16 protein-coding genes are annotated in these 15,896 nt (G+C 72.5%); 7 read left to right on the top strand and 9 right to left on the bottom strand.

What is annotated here, in order from left to right:
• Positions 1-4: 4 nt before the first annotated feature.
• The 3 genes from ACZ5GT_RS01550 to ACZ5GT_RS01540 all read right to left on the bottom strand — a co-directional run bounded on the left by ACZ5GT_RS01550 (position 5) and on the right by ACZ5GT_RS01540 (position 2,310).
• Positions 5-778 (bottom strand): polysaccharide deacetylase family protein, encoded by a 774-nt coding sequence (locus tag ACZ5GT_RS01550; protein ID WP_469013129.1) that lies wholly within the window; start codon positions 776-778, stop codon positions 5-7.
• Positions 779-982: 204 nt separating this feature from the next.
• A complete protein-coding gene (locus ACZ5GT_RS01545) occupies positions 983-1,501 on the bottom strand; it encodes a DEAD/DEAH box helicase family protein (protein ID WP_469012516.1) in 519 nt (172 codons plus the stop codon).
• 158 nt (positions 1,502-1,659) lie between these two features.
• Positions 1,660-2,310, bottom strand: a complete 651-nt coding sequence (locus tag ACZ5GT_RS01540) for a class I SAM-dependent methyltransferase (RefSeq protein WP_469012513.1) — start codon at positions 2,308-2,310, stop codon at positions 1,660-1,662.
• Between the two features lie 155 nt (positions 2,311-2,465).
• Between ACZ5GT_RS01540 and ACZ5GT_RS01535 the strand changes: the two genes are divergently transcribed.
• Positions 2,466-2,993: a DinB family protein gene (locus ACZ5GT_RS01535; protein WP_469012509.1), complete on the top strand. Its 528-nt coding sequence runs from the start codon at positions 2,466-2,468 to the stop codon at positions 2,991-2,993.
• Positions 2,994-3,179: 186 nt separating this feature from the next.
• Complete coding sequence (locus tag ACZ5GT_RS01530; protein ID WP_469012505.1) at positions 3,180-3,860, top strand: hypothetical protein; 681 nt, start codon at positions 3,180-3,182, stop codon at positions 3,858-3,860.
• A 31-nt stretch (positions 3,861-3,891) separates the two neighbouring features.
• Here ACZ5GT_RS01530 and ACZ5GT_RS01525 read toward each other — a convergent pair whose 3' ends face one another.
• Together ACZ5GT_RS01525 and ACZ5GT_RS01520 are read right to left on the bottom strand one after the other, a co-directional pair.
• Positions 3,892-4,419 carry a DinB family protein gene (locus ACZ5GT_RS01525; protein WP_469012503.1) on the bottom strand — a complete coding sequence of 176 codons (528 nt, stop codon included), beginning with the start codon at positions 4,417-4,419 and terminating at the stop codon, positions 3,892-3,894.
• 110 nt (positions 4,420-4,529) lie between these two features.
• On the bottom strand, positions 4,530-5,447 hold the full coding sequence (locus ACZ5GT_RS01520) for an EamA family transporter (RefSeq protein WP_469012499.1): 918 nt from the start codon (positions 5,445-5,447) through the stop codon (positions 4,530-4,532).
• A 103-nt stretch (positions 5,448-5,550) separates the two neighbouring features.
• On the opposite strand from ACZ5GT_RS01520, the gene ACZ5GT_RS01515 reads away from it, so the two are divergent.
• Positions 5,551-6,480 carry a LysR family transcriptional regulator gene (locus ACZ5GT_RS01515; RefSeq protein WP_469013123.1) on the top strand — a complete coding sequence of 310 codons (930 nt, stop codon included), beginning with the start codon at positions 5,551-5,553 and terminating at the stop codon, positions 6,478-6,480.
• A gap of 7 nt (positions 6,481-6,487) precedes the next feature.
• Complete coding sequence (locus tag ACZ5GT_RS01510) at positions 6,488-6,796, top strand: helix-turn-helix domain-containing protein (protein WP_469012496.1); 309 nt, start codon at positions 6,488-6,490, stop codon at positions 6,794-6,796.
• A gap of 90 nt (positions 6,797-6,886) precedes the next feature.
• Here ACZ5GT_RS01510 and ACZ5GT_RS01505 read toward each other — a convergent pair whose 3' ends face one another.
• Entirely contained in the window at positions 6,887-7,723 is an 837-nt protein-coding gene (locus ACZ5GT_RS01505; protein ID WP_469012492.1) for a class I SAM-dependent methyltransferase, read from the bottom strand.
• A gap of 209 nt (positions 7,724-7,932) precedes the next feature.
• Here ACZ5GT_RS01505 and ccrA point away from each other — a divergent pair, with 209 nt between their 5' ends.
• Complete coding sequence (ccrA, locus tag ACZ5GT_RS01500; RefSeq protein WP_469012489.1) at positions 7,933-9,294, top strand: crotonyl-CoA carboxylase/reductase; 1,362 nt, start codon at positions 7,933-7,935, stop codon at positions 9,292-9,294.
• 57 nt (positions 9,295-9,351) lie between these two features.
• On the opposite strand, the gene ACZ5GT_RS01495 is transcribed toward ccrA, so the two are convergent.
• From ACZ5GT_RS01495 to ACZ5GT_RS01485, 3 genes are all read right to left on the bottom strand, one after another.
• A complete protein-coding gene (locus ACZ5GT_RS01495) occupies positions 9,352-10,089 on the bottom strand; it encodes a thioesterase II family protein (protein WP_469012486.1) in 738 nt (245 codons plus the stop codon).
• Positions 10,090-10,258: 169 nt separating this feature from the next.
• Positions 10,259-13,087 (bottom strand): helix-turn-helix transcriptional regulator, encoded by a 2,829-nt coding sequence (locus tag ACZ5GT_RS01490; protein WP_469012484.1) that lies wholly within the window; start codon positions 13,085-13,087, stop codon positions 10,259-10,261.
• 61 nt (positions 13,088-13,148) lie between these two features.
• Positions 13,149-14,567 carry an FAD-dependent oxidoreductase gene (locus ACZ5GT_RS01485; protein ID WP_469012482.1) on the bottom strand — a complete coding sequence of 473 codons (1,419 nt, stop codon included), beginning with the start codon at positions 14,565-14,567 and terminating at the stop codon, positions 13,149-13,151.
• Between the two features lie 233 nt (positions 14,568-14,800).
• On the opposite strand from ACZ5GT_RS01485, the gene ACZ5GT_RS01480 reads away from it, so the two are divergent.
• Both ACZ5GT_RS01480 and ACZ5GT_RS01475 read left to right on the top strand, forming a co-directional pair.
• Positions 14,801-15,244, top strand: coding sequence for a nuclear transport factor 2 family protein (locus tag ACZ5GT_RS01480; protein WP_360758907.1), 444 nt, complete (start codon positions 14,801-14,803; stop codon positions 15,242-15,244).
• Positions 15,245-15,279: 35 nt separating this feature from the next.
• Positions 15,280-15,729 carry a nuclear transport factor 2 family protein gene (locus ACZ5GT_RS01475; protein ID WP_469012478.1) on the top strand — a complete coding sequence of 150 codons (450 nt, stop codon included), beginning with the start codon at positions 15,280-15,282 and terminating at the stop codon, positions 15,727-15,729.
• The last annotated feature ends 167 nt before the right edge of the window (positions 15,730-15,896 follow it).

Below are 15,896 nucleotides of genomic sequence, written 5' to 3'. Positions count from 1 at the left end.
CGGCTCAGCGCACCGGGAAGCCGAATTCGTAGCCCTGTTCCTTGAGCCAGGGAAGGATCCGGCGCAGGGCCTCGACGGTCTGGGAGCGGTCGCCGCCCGCGTCGTGGAACAGGATCGTCGGCCCGTTGGGCAGTTCCCGCTCGACGGTGGCGACGATGGCGTCCGTGCCCGGCCGCTCGAAGTCCTTGGAGTCCACATTCCAGCCCAGCGGGCGCATGCCCCGGGAGGCGGCGAGCTTGCGGCTGTAGGGGGTGAACGCCCCGCCGGGCGCCCGGTAGTACATCGGCCGCACGCCCCCGGACGCCTCGGTGATCATGCGTTCGGCGTCGAGGATCTCCTTCGACTGGTAGGCCTGCGACTTGGTGTCCATGGTGGTGTCGTGCGAGATGGAGTGGTCGCACAGCCGGTGCCCGGCCGCGACCACCTTCTTCACGAGGTCCGGGTGGGCCTGCGCCTGCGTCCCGACCATGCAGAACGTGGCCTTCACCCCGTTCTCCCGCAGCACGTCCAGCATCTGCGGCGTCCACGTGGGGTCGGGTCCGTCGTCGATGGTGATGTTGACGGCATGCGATCCCTTGTCCGACGCGTGCACGATGGTCATCGCCACCGGCCGGACGTCACCGCGCGGCGTGGCCGACGCGGTCGGCCGGGGCGACCCGCCGTCCACGACACCGGCCTGCGCGGTCCACACCGAGACGCCCGCGGCAAGTGCCGTCACCCCGGCTGCCGCCACAGCCAGCCTGCCGTACCAGCCCCGCCCGCCACCGTGCCGCGCCATGTCCGCCCCCGCTTCCCGCAGTTCCTCGCCGATCACCGGTCGACTTCCGACCACTTGATGGGACGACGAATCGCTGCCATCGGATGCGTCCGTTACCGATCACTGACAATTCCGGGGGATTTCGCGGACAACCGGGCCGGCGGCGGCTGGAACGGCGCTGCCGTCGCCGCCCGCGGCCGTTCTCGCTCGGCGGGCCCGCGGAGTTCAGCTCTTGAGGGCGTCCGCGATCCGGCGGGCGGCCTCGGCGGGTGTGAGGTGTGTGGTGTCGACGACCTCGGCCTCTGCGTGCAGCCAGGTGCGGGCCGCCTCGGCGTAGGGCTCGAGGTACGCCAGGCGGAAGGGTGAGGGGACGGGAGTGGCCCCCTCGATGCGCCGGCGGAGGGTGTCCTGGTCGGCGTGGAGCACGAAGTGCCGCACCGGGATGGCGTGTCGGGCGAGGCCCGCGCTGATCTCACGCCAGTACCGCTCGACCAGGACGGTCATGGGGATCACCAGGACGCCGCCGGTGTAGTCGAGTACACGGCGGGCGGTCTCGACCACGAGCGGCCGCCACGGCGGCCAGTGCTGGAAATTGTCCGTCTCGGGCAGCCCCGGGGTGATGTCCATGAGTGTCTCGCCGACCTTCTCGGCGTCGAACACGCGTGAATCGGGGATCAGTCGCTGCACCAGTGGACTGGTCGTCGTCTTGCCCGCGCCGTGGGTGCCGTTGAGCCATACGATCATGTGGCCCGATGCTAGGGCCTGCCGGGCGGACGGCGACGGAGCGGCCGGCCCGCGGGCGGCGGGGCGGGGCGGCACTCGTCGCCGCGGTCAACGACATCGAACTCACCTCTGGCGCTTGGGCGTTCGGCGGCCGTGCCCGGCCGCAGAAGCAACACCTCTCAGGCTTTGCGGGCGAGCAGGTGAACCTCTTGGAACTGCCGTCGGTCGGTGGGCTGGGGCCGGCGCACCGTACGGGCCACCTCCGCGAGTCCGGACTCGTCCAGCATCGCGGCGAGGTGGTCCGGCCACCACCGGTAGGCCGGCGCGACGGTGTGATCGAAGACCTGTGTCGGGTGAGACGGACCCTCGCTGGCGGAAAAGCCGATCAGGAGATGGCCGCCGGGCGCCAGCACACGGTGGAACTCCGCCAGGATGACCGGGAGTTCGGCCGGTGGCGTGTGGATGACGGACCAGCGTGACAGGACGCCGCCCAGCGCACCGTCGGCGATGTCCAGGGCGGCCATCGAGCCGATGTCGAACCGCAGGCCCGGATGCGCGCGTCGAGCCAGCTCGATCATCGCGGGAGAGGCGTCGACGCCGAACGCCGCCAGCCCCAACTCGTTCAGGTGAGCGGTGACATGGCCGGGTCCGCACCCCAGGTCCGCGGCCTCGGGTGCGTCGCCGCCCGCGCCGGCCAGCTCGGCGAAGGCACTCAGGATCGCGCGGTCCAGGGGCCTGTTGCGCAACTCGCCGCTGAACAGTCGCGCATACTCGGGGGCGACCGCGTCGTAGGCCTCGCGGGTGGCGTGGAGGGCATCGTGTTCGACCATGCGCGTGACTGTAGCCGGGACGGTCCGGGCCAGCCGGACGGCATCGTCGTCCCAGGCGGAGGAGTTGGCCGGCTCGCCCGCGAGCCGGGCGAGCTCCGTGTTCGTCGACAGCGAAGGCGGTCGTGGGCCGCGGCTGATGCTGCCAGAGTCTGCTGATGCATACGACACCGGATGGACGGCCTGTCCCGCCCGCGCATGCCGACGAGCGCGCCATGCTGGAAACCTGGCTCGACTTTCACCGTGCGACTCTTGCCCTGAAGTGTTCGGGCCTCGAAGACGATCAATTACGGCTTGCCGCGGTGCCGCCCTCGCCGATGACGCTGCTCGGTCTCATGCAGCACATGGCTGAAGTGGAGCGCAACTGGTTCAAGCGCGTATTCGCAGGTCAGGACGTGCCTAGAGTCTTCGGGGAGAGCGACCTGCACGGCTTCGACCTCTCGCCGGAACGAGGCTTCGACGAGGTGCTGGCCGCGTGGCAGACGGAGGTCGCTGAAGGCCGTGAGCTGATCGCTGAGGCATCGCTGGACGACTCCGGCCACCTGTCCGAACGCGAAGCGGGTTTCGTCGGCGATCAGGGAGTCTCCCTGCGCTGGATCATGGTGCACATGATCGAGGAGTACGCCCGTCACAACGGTCATGCCGACCTCATCCGGGAGCGGGTCGACGGAGTCACCGGCGCATGAGACGTGCTTGCGCGGCCCGCAGGACCGCGCAAGCGTCCGGCTGCCCCGGCCGGGAGTGCATGGTGTCGCCGGCGCCACCCCGGATCGGGGTGTCAGGGCCAGGGCGCCGGGCTCGCGGCGCTGCCAGCATTTTCCTGCCGGGGCCGGTCGGGTCCCGGGGACCGGCCCCGTTCCCGGGAGGATCCCGTGCAGGAGACCATCGCCCGGCGGATGACCGGGGTCGGCGGCATCGCCGCGGCCGCCGCTCTCATCCTCGAAGTGCCGCTGTATTTCGTCTACTCGGGGCCGCCGCCGGACTCCAACGTGCTGGCCCGGCTGCTGATCGGCATCCTCGCCCTCGGCTGCCTGATCGTCTTCGTCACGTTTCTGCGCGAACTCGTCAAGAACGTGCGCCCCGACCTGGAATGGGCCGGTACCCTCGCCTGCGTCTCCGGCCTCGCGTACGCGGTCGTCACGCTCGTCTCCAGCGACCTGGAGGCGGGAGTCGTGATCGCGGCCGACCGCCCCGTCGATCCCACCATCACCGTCGACGGCACCTACGTCCTGTACGGATCCGTCTCCCGCATGCTGCTGGCCCTGTTCCTCGCCGCGACCGCCTACGCGATCGCGCGCGCGGGCCTGCTGCCCCGCTGGACGTACCGCACGGCCTTCGTCCTGGCGGGCGTCAACCTCGCCTTCATGCCCTCACTGTTCTTCGGCAACACCCCGGCCCACTTCTACGCCGCCAACGGCTGGGGCACGACCGCCCTCATGGGCGCGCTGCTCAGCTACTGGCTGCTCGCCTTCGGCGTCACGGCCTACCGCAGCGCGGCCGACGGCCGACGCCCCGCGGGCCGTCGCGCCACGCCGTCACCGCTCGGCCACTGACCGGAACCCGTCGCAGCACACTGACCGGTGATCACCGTTGAGCGGTGGTGCTGGCCCCGTCGAGTGCTTCCCGGATGATGTCCGCGTGTCCGGCATGCTGGGCCGTTTCCCTGATCAGGTGCAGCAGGATCCGGCGTGCGGACCAGTGGACGGTCTCCGGCGGGGACCACGGAGTCCTGGGAAGTGGCACGCTCCGGCCGAGGTCCGGCAGGGCGGCCACGGACTCCTCGGTCCCCTGAGCGGCAGTGGTGTACTGCCCCAGCAGCCCAGCGAGCGTCTCGCCTTCAACCATGCGGTACTGCTCCAGGTCAAGCATGCCCTCCGGTAGCTCTCCGTCCCCCTTCACCATGATCTGCGTCCACACCTGCTCACCCCGGGTGAGGTGTTTGACGATCCCGCCCAGGGTGAGTTCACTGACGGTCGTGCGCTGTGCGGCCTGGGCGTCGGTGATGTCGCGCACGGCGATCAGCAGCAACCCCCTCTGCTCCGCGAGTGCTTGCAGCAGCTCGCCGTGCTCGCCCGGAAGAGAGGGGGCCGGGCCCTGCGACGAAGTGGTCATGGGCCGACCGTAGGCGGGATCCAGGACGGTGCGTGTCCTAGATCCCGTCTTGCCGGTGGCGAACGCGGCGGCCGGGGCCCGCGGCTGGCTGACGCCGGAGGTTCCGCCCCTCATGACCCGCCCACGGCCGCCTTCACCACCGGGGGCTCCGCGGGGTGGGTCACGGGGGTCGGGCGCCGGGGTGCCAGTGAGGTCAGGGCCACACCGCCGACCAGCAGAGCCGCCGCCCACCAGCGCAGCCCGCTGACCGGTTCGCCCAGGAAGAGGGCCGCCGACGACATCCCGAAGACGGGGACGAGAAGAGAGAATGGGGCCACCGTGGACGCCGGGTGGCGGCGCAGCAGCCAGCCCCAGGCGCCGAAGCCGAAGACGGTCGTGATCCAGGCGACGTAGAGGACGGTGCCCGCGCCCTGCCAGTCGAGGGCGCGCAGCGCCGCCAGGTCGCGCGACGGGCCCTCCGTCAGAAGGGACAGGGCCAACAACGGCAGTACCGGGACCGTGCTCACCCAGACCATGAAGTTCAGCGCGTCCGGCGGGGCCGCCTTGCGGGTGAGGACGTTGGAGGCGCCCCAGCAGGCAGCGGCCGCGACGCACAGGGCGAACGCTCCGAGCGGTCCGGACGCGCCCTCGTCCACTGCCGCGACGGCGATCCCGGCCAGCGCCACGGCCATGCCCGACACGCCCAGCCGCGAGGGGCGTTCCCCCAGAGCGGCGAACGCGATCAGGGCCGTGAACACTGCCTGCACCTGGAGGACCAGGGAAGACAGACCGGCCGGCATCCCGTTGTCCATCGACACGAACAGCAGCCCGAACTTGGCCACGCCCAGGACCAGCCCGACCCCCAGGATCCACTTCCACGCGACCTTGGGGCGACCCACCAGGAACACCGCGGGAACCGCGGCCGCGAGGAAACGCAGGGCGGAGAACAGCAGCGGCGGGAAGTGGTCGAGGCCGATCTCGATGACGGTGAAGTTGACGCCCCAGACGGCGGCGACCAGGACGGCGAGGGCGATGTGTGCAGGACGCATGGGCCGATGATCACACCCGCAGATCATGAAGCACCAGCGATGATTGCTGCATGGTTGGATGAAGCGACGCTAATCGGTTGCTCCCTTCGTGACGGAGACTTTCATGCTCGACCTCCAGCGCCTGCGCGCCCTCCACGCGGTTTCCGTGCACGGCAGCGTCGGCGCCGCCGCCTCCGCACTGGGCTTCACGCCGTCCGCGGTGTCCCAGCAGATCGCCAAGCTGGAGCGGGAGACCAGGGCCGTACTGCTCGAGCGTGCGGGGCGCGGCGTCCGGTTGACCCCCGAGGCGTATCAACTCGTCGGCGTCGCGGAGGAGTTGCTGGCCATTGTGGAGCGGGCGGAGAGCGAGTTGGAGCAGCGGCGGGGGATCCCGGCCGGGCGGCTCACCATCGCCGCCTTCGCCTCGGCGGCGCGCGGGCTGCTGCCCGGGGTCCTCGCCGACCTGGCCGTACGGCATCCGGCGATGGACGTACGGCTCAGCGAGGTCGACCCGCATCTGTCCGTCGGCATGGTGGCCAAGGGCGCGGTCGACCTGAGCGTGGTTCATGACTGGGACATCGCGCCCCTGCCGCTGCCGCCGGGGGTGGAGCAGGCGTTGATCGGGGAGGACTGGTGCACGCTGCTGGTGCCGCAGGGGCATCGGTTCGCCGGGCGGGATTCGGTGCGGCGCGAGGACCTCGGCGGTGAGCGGTGGATATGCCAGCCGCCGGGCCGGGTGTGCCACGAATGGCTGATGCGGACCCTGCGGACGGCCGGGCACGAGCCGGAGATCGTTCACCAGGCGGAGGAGAACCCGACCATGGTGGCGCTCGTCGGCGCCGGTCTGGGCATCTGCCTCCTTCCGCGTCTGGGGCGCGGCCCGCTGCCCGCCGAGGTGGTGGAGGTCGCCCTCGATCCGACGCCGGTCCGGCGGCTGTACGCACTGTGGCGCACCGGGGCGGCCCAGCGCCCCGCGATCGCCGAGACCGCCCGCACCCTGCGGGAGCACTGGCTCCGGATCGAGGACGCGCGGGAAGACCGCAGCACCGCATAATGAGCCCGTGGGCACTGTTCCGATCGCGCGCCATCTGCTCCGCGCCAGGGATCTCGCGGACGCCCGCTATGCCGAAGCGCTCACCGTGGCGGACATGGCCGCAGCCGCCGCGCTGTCCCCGGCCCACTTCAGCCGCTGCTTCAAGGCCGCGTTCGGGGAATCACCGCACCAGTACCTGCTGACGCGCCGACTGGAGCGGGCCGCCGCCCTGCTGCTCACGACCGACTGGACGGTGGCCGCGGTCGGCGTCGCCGTCGGTACGCAGCGCTCGGCTTCTGCACCACGAAACTCGGCTGGGAAGTGCGGGCCGATGTGACGATGGAGGCGTGGGGCTTCCGGTGGCTGTGCGTCGCCCCGCCTGCTGGAGTTCGACATGGAACGGCGCTGACCCGGTGGCGCGGCAGTATCAGGCCGGGGCGGGTCCGTGCGGGGCGAAGGCCAGCAGGTGGAGCTGGGCCATGCGGTTGACGCCGGGTACGTGCGCCAGAGCCGTGGTGGCCGCCCGGTAAGGGGCGGGGAGTTGGTCGCGGCCGGGGACGTCGAAGGCCTTCACCTCGTCCAGGACCCGCAGCCGGTGGTCGCAGTCGGCCAGTTCGGCGGCGCTGGTGATGCCCCAGTGGAGGGTGGCGCCGGAGGCCCGCACGGCCCGGTTGAGGCCCTGCAGGCGGATGCCCAGGGGGCTGTAGGCGTCGAAGGCGAGGCGGCCGCCTGACCGGAAGTGGTCGAGCAGGCGGGTGATGAGGTGCTTGCCGTCCCGCTCGGTGAGGTACATCAGCAGGCCCTCGGCGACCACCATCGTGGGGCGGTCGGACGGGACGGCGGCCAGCCAGGCCGCGTCGGTGACCGAGGCGCCCACGGTGTGGTAGCCGGGCCGGGGCGGGTAGAGGCGGGTGCGCAGGTCGATGACGTCGGCCTGGTCGACGTCCCACCACTCGACGGTGGGAGGCGGGGCCAGGCGGTGGACGCGGGTGTCGAGGCCGCAGCCCAGGTGGAGGATCACGGCGTCCGGCTGGTCGGCGATGAACTGCTGTGTCCAGACGTCCAGTTGGTGGGCTCGCAGGGCGACGCCCGCGGCGTCGCCCGGATTCAGGTGCAGTTGGGAGAAGTCGTAGTCGATGCGCTGCACGGTGTCGTCGGCGAGGGTGTCCCCCAGGATGGGGTGCTCGCTTCGGGCATCCAGGGCGCGGCCGTACAAGGTGGCGAGGAGGGTCTCCTGGGCACCGGTGAGCTGAACCTTGATCACGGGGCGAGGATAGCGGCGGGTGGGGTTCCGAGCGGTTGAGGCAAGGCCGCTTTCGGCCAGAGAACGGGTGTACGACTCGGCGCCCTGGTCCGAACGGACCGGTGCCCCCTAAAGGCGGGACCGGCACCCCTTGACCGGTGCTCCGGAGCGGGATTTCGGCGGGCGGCGTGCGTATCTGTGAATGTCACGCCGACCAGCCGGAGGCCACTGTGAAGGAAATCCTCGAGGCGATCAACGCGTCGAACGCGTCGGACGACGGGGCGTCCGACGTCGGCTTCGCCGAACTGCCGCTGCCCGAGTCGTACCGTGCGATCACGGTGCACAGGGACGAGACGGAGATGTTCGACGGCATTCCGCCCGCGGAGCGCGACTGCCGCAAGTCGCTGCACGCGCAGGACGTTCCGGTGCCCGAACTGGGGCCGGGTGAGGCGCTGGTGGCGGTGATGGCGTCGTCGGTGAACTACAACACGGTGTGGTCGTCGATCTTCGAGCCGCTGCCCACGTTCGGGTTCCTGGAGCGGTACGGCCGGCTCTCCCCGCTCGCCCGGCGGCACGACCTGCCGTATCACGTGCTGGGCTCCGATCTCGCCGGTGTGGTGCTGCGGACCGGGCCGGGCGTCAACCGGTGGAAGCCCGGTGACGAGGTCGTCGCGCACTGCCTGTCGGTCGAACTGGAGTCCTCCGAGGGGCACGACGACACGATGCTCGACCCCGAGCAGCGCATCTGGGGCTTCGAGACCAACTTCGGCGGCCTCGCCGAGATCGCCCTGGTGAAGTCGAACCAGCTGATGCCCAAGCCCGGCCATCTGACCTGGGAGGAGGCGGCCGCGCCCGGCCTGGTCAACTCCACCGCCTACCGCCAGCTCGTCTCCCGCAACGGCGCCCGGATGAAGCAGGGCGACAACGTGCTGGTCTGGGGGGCCAGCGGCGGACTGGGCTCGTACGCCACGCAGTTGGCGCTGGCCGGCGGGGCGACGCCGATCTGTGTCGTCTCCTCGCCGCGGAAGGCCGAGATCTGCCGCTCGATGGGCGCGGAGCTGATCATCGACCGCAACGCCGAGGGCTACGAGTTCTGGAAGGACGAGCACGCCCAGGACCCGAAGGAGTGGAAGCGCTTCGGCAAGCGCATCCGCGAGCTGACCGGCGGCGAGGACGTCGACATCGTCTTCGAGCACCCCGGCCGGGAGACCTTCGGCGCCTCCGTGTACGTCACCCGCAAGGGCGGCACCGTCGTCACCTGCGCCTCGACCTCCGGGTACATGCACGAGTACGACAACCGCTACCTGTGGATGTCGCTGAAGCGGATCGTCGGCTCGCACTTCGCCAACTACCGCGAGGCGTGGGAGGCCAACCGGCTCATCGCCAAGGGCAGGATCCACCCGACGCTCTCCAAGGTGTACTCCCTGGAGGACACCGGGCAGGCGGCCTACGACGTGCACCGCAACCTCCACCAGGGCAAGGTCGGCGTGCTGTGCCTGGCCCCCGAGGAGGGCCTGGGCGTGCGCGACCAGGAGACGCGCGCCGAGCACCTGGACGCCATCAACCGCTTCCGGGCGGAACGTCCCGCCTGACCACGGCCCAAAACGGTGCCGGCCGCGCCGGCGGGGCGCCGCGACGGGCGCCCCGCCTCAGCGGGCCGGGCCGCGCACCGTGTGCCGCAGCGCGGTGGCGATGTAGGTGTGGACGCGGTCCAGGTGGTCCTGGAAGGCGAAGTGGCCGCCGCCGAGGACGAGACGGTCGAAGGGGCCGGTGGTCAGTTCCGACCACTCGGCGAGCGCGTCGACGCTCACGTACGGGTCGGCGTCGCCGCCGATGGCCGTGAGGGGGCAGCCGAGCGGGCCTCCCGGGGTGGGGCGGTAGACGTGGCACAGCTCGAAGTCGGCGCGCAGCAGCGGTGAGAGGTGGTCGAGGAGTTCGGGGTTGCGGAAGACCTCGGCGGGTGTGCCGCCCGTGTCGCGCAGCCAGGCGCGGAACTCGTTCTCGGGCAGTTCGTGCAGGGGACGGGCGGCGCGCGGGGCGCGCCCCGGGACGGCGCTGCCGGAGACGAACACGCGCACCGGTTCCGGCAGCCCCGCGGCCGTCAGCCGACGGATGAGTTCCAGGCCCAGGGCGGCGCCCATGCTGTGTCCGAAGACGGCGTAGGGGCGGTCGACGGAGGGGGCGATCCGGGGCACGAGGAAGTCGAGCAGGTCTTCCAGGCGGCGCACCGGCGGTACGTCGGAGGCGATGCCGCGGCCGGGCAGTTCCACGGCGTGGACGTCGACGCCGGGCGCCAGGGCACGGGGCCAGGTGCGCTGGTAGGTGACGGCGCTGCCGCCCGCCCAGGGCAGGCAGAACAGGCGCACCGGTGCGTCCGGGCTCGTCACGTCCCACGGATTGTCGACCACAGTGCTCCCCCTGTCGACCACAGTGCTCCCCCGGCCGGGTTCGGTTTCCTCGTCCACGGTGTCCTCTCGGTGTCCCGTCGCCGACCACGTCAGTGGTCCGCGTTCGCCCCTGCCACCCTGACCGGGTGCGTGGCGCCCCTGTCCGCGTTCAGGCGGAGGACAGGCTCTCCAGGTTCTCCAACTGCAGGTCCATGGGCAGGTCCTGGCGGCGGGAGATGTTCAGCTTGCGGTAGACGCGGGTCAGGTGCTGCTCGACGGTGCTGACGGTGATGAACAGCTTCGCGGAGATCTCCCGGTTGGTGTAGCCGTAGGCGGCGAGTGCGGCCACGCGGCGTTCGGACTCGCTCAGCTGCTCCGCGTCCGGGGTCGTGGCGGCGCCGCGCTCGGCCGGCGGGGCGCAGTGGTCCTGGGGGGCCGGGGCGGGCATGATCTGCTCGGCCAGGCGGAGCGCTCCGCACTCGGTGGCCAGGTAGCGGGCGCGGCGGGAGATCATGGCGGCCCGGTTGCCCTCGCCCAGGAGTTGCAGGGTGCGGCCCAGGTCGGCGAGGGCGCGGACGAGTTCCAGGCGGTCGCCGCAGCGGCGGAGTTCGTCGACGGCGCGGGTGAGCAGCTTCGGGCGCTGGCGGGGCTCGGCGGTGGCGGCGCGCAGCCGCAGGGACAGGCCGCGCACCCGGGGGCTGCGGGCATCCGGGGTGCCGAGCTGCTCGACGACGAACCGTTCGGCCTGGCGGTGTTCGCCGAGTTGCAGCAGGGCTTCGGCGGCGTCGGTGCGCCAGGGCAGCTGGCGGGGGCGGTCCAGGCCCCAGCGCTGGGCGAGGCGTCCGGCGTCGAGGAACTCGTCGAGGGCGGCGCGGCTGCGGTGGGTGGCCAGGTAGTACTGGCCGCGGGCGCGCAGGTAGGTGAGGGCGTAGACGGAGGAGAACAGCTCCTCGGGCACGGGCATCTGCAGCAGCCGTGCGGCGGCGTCGATGCGGCCGGCCGCGGTCTGCGCGGCGACGAGTGCCGCGAGCGGCCCGAACACGAACACCCCGCCGCGGTCGGCGACGGCGTCCAGGGCGGCCCGGGCCTCGCGTTCGGAGCCGGCCAGGTCGCCCGTGCGCAGCAGGGCCTCGGCGTGCAGCAGTCCCAGGACGGCCTGCCAGCCGGGGGTGCGGCCGCCGGCGAGCTGGGCCTGGATGCGGGTGCACCACACGACGGCCCGGTCGGGTCGGTCGGTGTGTACGAGGGTGCGCACGGCCTGGACGATCGGGTCGAAGTTGGCGTGGGCGAGCGGGGTGCCCTTCAGGAGCTGCTCGGCGGCCTGGTCGTCGTTGTCGCTGCCGGGGTGGGTCCACAGGGCGGCGGAGTTGCGCAGCTCGGCCGAGCCCGCCTGGGGGTGGCGTTCGCCCTGGTCGGCTGGTGCGGGGGCGGTGTGGGGCGGCAGGGCGAACAGTTCGCGCAGCGGGTCGGCGCGGGCGGTGCGCGGTGCGGTGCGTTCCAGGGCTTCGGCGGCGTCCTCGATGCGGCCCTGGGCGACCAGGAGCCGGGCGAGGCGTCCGGCGTGGCCGGGGGCGAGGTCGCCGCGGCGCAGCGCGGCCAGCGGCTCGTCGAGCTGGTGTTCGGCGGCGCCGGGGCTGCGCGGCCAGGTCACGGCGGCCAGGCGCAGCGACATCTCGCAGCCGGCCTGCGCGTCGGGGCTCAGCCGCACGGCGAGTTCCAGGCAGGCGGCGGCGTGGTCGAGGTCGCCGTCGGCGATGAGGGCCTGCAGGGCGGCCTCGCGCAGCGCCTCGACCGCGTCCGCGCCGCGCAGGGCCGTGGCGGCCTCGGGGGCGCCGGCGGCGAGCAGGTGGCGCGCGACGGTGTCGGCGGGGGCGCCGTGCTCGTGCAGGGCGCGGGCGGCGCGGCCGTGCAGGGCGGCGCGTTCGGGCGCGGGGACGCGGTCGAGGACGGCGGCGGCGACGGCGGGGTGGCGCAGGCGGCCGCCCTCGGTCAGGCCGGCGTCCTCCAGGGCGAGGGCGGCGCGCAGGGCGGCGCTCGGCGTGGTGCCGGCGAGGCCGGCGGCCAGCCGGGGGGCGCTGTCGGCGGCCGGCCGGGGGGCGCTGTCGGCGGCCGGTCGGGGGGCGCTGTCGGCGGCCGGCCGGGGGGCACTGTCGGCGGCCGGCCGGGGGGCGCTGTCGGCGGCGCCGAGGACGGCCAGGGCGGTGGCCAGGCGGCGCACGTCGTCACCGGCGCGTTCCAGACAGGTCAGGACGGCGTCGGCGAACGGCCCGTCGGAGGTGGGTCCGCGGCCGTCCGCCGGCAGCGGCAGCTCGGTGAGCAGGGCGCGCAACAGCAGCGGGTTTCCGCCGCTGACGCGGTGCAGCAGGGCGGCGGTGCCCGGGTCGGCGGGCTGTGCGGTGTACCGGGCCAGGAGGTCGGCGCTGCCCTGTTCGTCGAGGCGTTCCACGCCGATCCGCAGGAAGTGGGGGTGGCGCAGCAGTTCGGTGCGGGCGAGCGGGCTGTCCGCGTGCGGCAGCGGGGCGCAGGCGAGGACCAGCAGGACGGCGGTGCCGCGCACCGCGTGCGCGGCGTGCAGCAGGTACGCGAGCGAGGCGCCGTCGATGCGGTGCAGGTCGTCGACGCAGACCACGACCGGTGTGTGGGCGGCGGCGCGGCGCAGGGCCGCGGTGAACTCGTGGGCGGTGGGCGTGCCGACCGGCGGTGGGCCGGCGGTGCCGGTCAGCCCGGCCAGCAGCCGGCGCACCGTGGTGTGCGGTGCGTCGGCGTCGGCGTCACCGGGCGCGGCGGCGTGCAGCACGGTGGCGCCGTATCCGGTGGCGGTCTCGGCGAACTGCAGCAGCAGTTCCGTCTTGCCGCATCCGGCGGCGCCTTCCAGCAGGACGACCCCCGACGTTCCGCCGATGCATGCGTCGAGGGCTCGGTCCAGCTGTGTGCATGCGGTTTCCCGGCACAGGAGCATCGTGTTGGGCCTCTCCGTCTCGCGTTCCCCGTGGCACACGCATCCTGGAGGGGAACGGTTGAGCGAGACTGGAGTGTGGCCGAGGCGTCCCTGGGGCGGGTCAGGCGACGTCGAGTCGGGCGGTGTTCGTGCCGAGGGCGGCGAGTTCGGCGTCGGTGAACGGCGGGGAGCCGAGCGGGCTGTGCTCGCCGGCCTTGCGCAGGGCGGCCACCAGATGCGGCGACTCGAGGCTGGTGACCGGTGCGGCGAGCGCGGTGACCTGCATGGCGGCGGCGTTGACCACCGGGTCGTACAGGGCGACGGTGCCCAGCAGGTCGGCGAACTTCTGGGCCCGCTCCTGGCGCGGGACGATGCGCGGGTCGGCGGCCTGGTTACGGGTGCCGGGGTAGCAGATGTCCTGGGTGGTGGCGAGGACCCACGGGTCGTCGACGACCTTGGCGACGGCGTGCCGGGCCCGCTCCGCGGTGTCGTCGGCGAGGCCGCCCCGGGCGAGGACCGCGCCGAGGGCGCGGACGCTGAGCGCGCCGCAGCTCATGCCGTGGCCGTAGACGGGGTTGAAGCCGGCGACGGAGTCGCCGAGGGCGAGCAGGCCCTTGGGCCAGGGCTCCAGACGCTCGTAGTAAAGGCGCCGGTTGACGGTGGAGCGGGAGCCGAGGACGGGGCCGAGGGGTTCGGCGCGGCGCAGCAGGTCGGCGAGGACGGGGTGGCGCAGGCCTCGTGCGAAGTCGGTGAACGCGTCGTCGTCGGTGGTGGGTTCGCCGCCGCGGGTGCCGGCCAGGGTGACCAGCCAGCGGCCGTCCTCGATGGGGACGAGTGCGCCGTTGCGGCCGGGCTCGCCCAGGCCGGGGGCGGCGGCGACGTTGACCATCGGGAAGCGGTCCGCGGCGCCCTCGGGCGCGGCGTAGACGCGGGTGGCGTACTTGATGCCGGAGTCGACGATGTCCTCCTCGACCTCGGGCAGGCCGAGTTCGGGCAGCCAGCGGCGCAGTTGCGAGGCGCGGCCGCAGGTGTCGACGACGAGGTCGGCGCCGATCGTCTGCTCGGTGCCGTCGGCGGCGCGAAGCCGCACTCCGGTGACGCGGTCGGCGGTGCCGAGCAGGCCGAGGGCGTCGGTGTCCTGGAGGACCTCGACCCGGACGTCGGCCAGGGCACGTTCGCGGACCACGAAGTCGAGCAGCGGCCGACTCGACGTGATCATGAACTGGCTGCCGGGGAAGCGGTGCTGCCAGCCGTAGGGCGTGTACCAGACGATGTCGCGCGGCAGGTACAGGCGGTGCGCGCCGGCGTCCAGCAGCGCCTTGAGGGTGCCGGGCAGGACGGTCTCGATCGCGCGGGCGCCGCCGGACCACAGCAGATGGGCGTGCCGGGCCTGCGGAACGCCTTTGCGCAGGTCGGGGCCGGCCGGGTAGACGTCCCGCTCCAGGACCGTGACGCGGTCCACGTGCCGGGCCAGGACGGATGCCGTCAGCATTCCGGACAGACCTCCGCCGATCACCACGGCGCGGGTTTCAGCGGTCATGAGGGCGTGGCCTTTCCGTCGGATCCGTCGGACACCCTGCGTGAATACGGGGGTGATTTTCGAACCGCCGTCTCGGCAGCGGTGATTTCAGCGAAATTAGCAGTCGTCGCCGATGCGCCTGAACCCCTAGCGACCCCTATCGAATCCGTATCAGCTCGGTCGGCTGTCGCGGGCGGGCCGGTGCGTCGTCACGATGGGAAGCGTCTGCCGAATGGACGTGAGGAGACGGGTTCATGCTGGACGAGGCGGCGCTCAAGAAATTGATCCTGGAACACTGCGCCCGGGTGAACGCCGGCGACGTGGCGGGACTGCTGCGCCTGTACTCCCCGCGGGTGCGGTTCGAGGACCCGGTCGGGGCGGGCGCGCAAGCCGGGCACGAGGCGCTGCGCGCCCACGCCACCGGCGCCGTGACCAGCAATGCCGTGGAGATTCCGGGGCATGCGGTGGCCGCTCAGGACGGGCGGCACGCGGCGGTGCCGGTGGAGGCGACGATGGACTACCTGCCGTTGGGTCCGGTGCTGACCCGGCACGGCGTGCTGCCCGCGCCGGCCGACCCGGCGCGGCAGCGGATGCGTTTCCGGTTCCTGATGGTGATCCGGGCCGGGGACGACGGTCTCATCGAGGAGATGAAAGCCTATTGGGGGGCGAGTGACGTCTCCCTGTCGGGGACGGAATGAAAACGACCGGGAAAACGACCGGAAAGGGAGTTCCCATGCTCGACGAGGCGACCCGGAAAGAACTCGCCCTGGAACACTGCCGGAGAATGACGAGCGGCGACGTCGACCGGATGCTCGAGCTGTACACGAAGGACGTGCGGTTCGAGGATCCGGTGGGCTCACCCCCGATGATCGGGCACGAGGAACTGCGGGTCCATTTCCAGCGGGCGGCTCAGGCCCGGACGGTGGATGTCGCCGGTGTCCCGGTCGCCGCGCAGGACGGACGGCACGTGGCGATACCGGTGTCGGTGTACATGAACTACCTGCCGCTGGGGCCGGCGCTCACCAAGCACGGGTATCTGGACAAGCCGGCCGACCCGTTCCGCAAACGGATCAAGTTCTCCCTCACCAGCGTCTTCCGGGCCGGTTCGCACGGTCTGATCGAGGCGGTGTGGGTGTACTGGGGCAAGTCGGACCTGTCACTGCTCGACCCCGGGCAGGAGTAGGAACTCCGAAGGCCCACACACCGTGGGCCGACGGGCCGCCCCGCAGCACCGGGGCCCGCACCGCAGGCCGAGGGGGGGGGGGGGGGGGGGGGGGGTGGAGGGGGGGGGGGCCCTCCCCCCGGCGGGGGGGGGGGTTCACTGTTCGGCGGGTGTTGGAGGGGAGGAGA

This window comes from Streptomyces sp. NPDC031340 (genome assembly GCF_055569945.1).
This window is presented reverse-complemented; position numbering and strand designations above follow the sequence as displayed.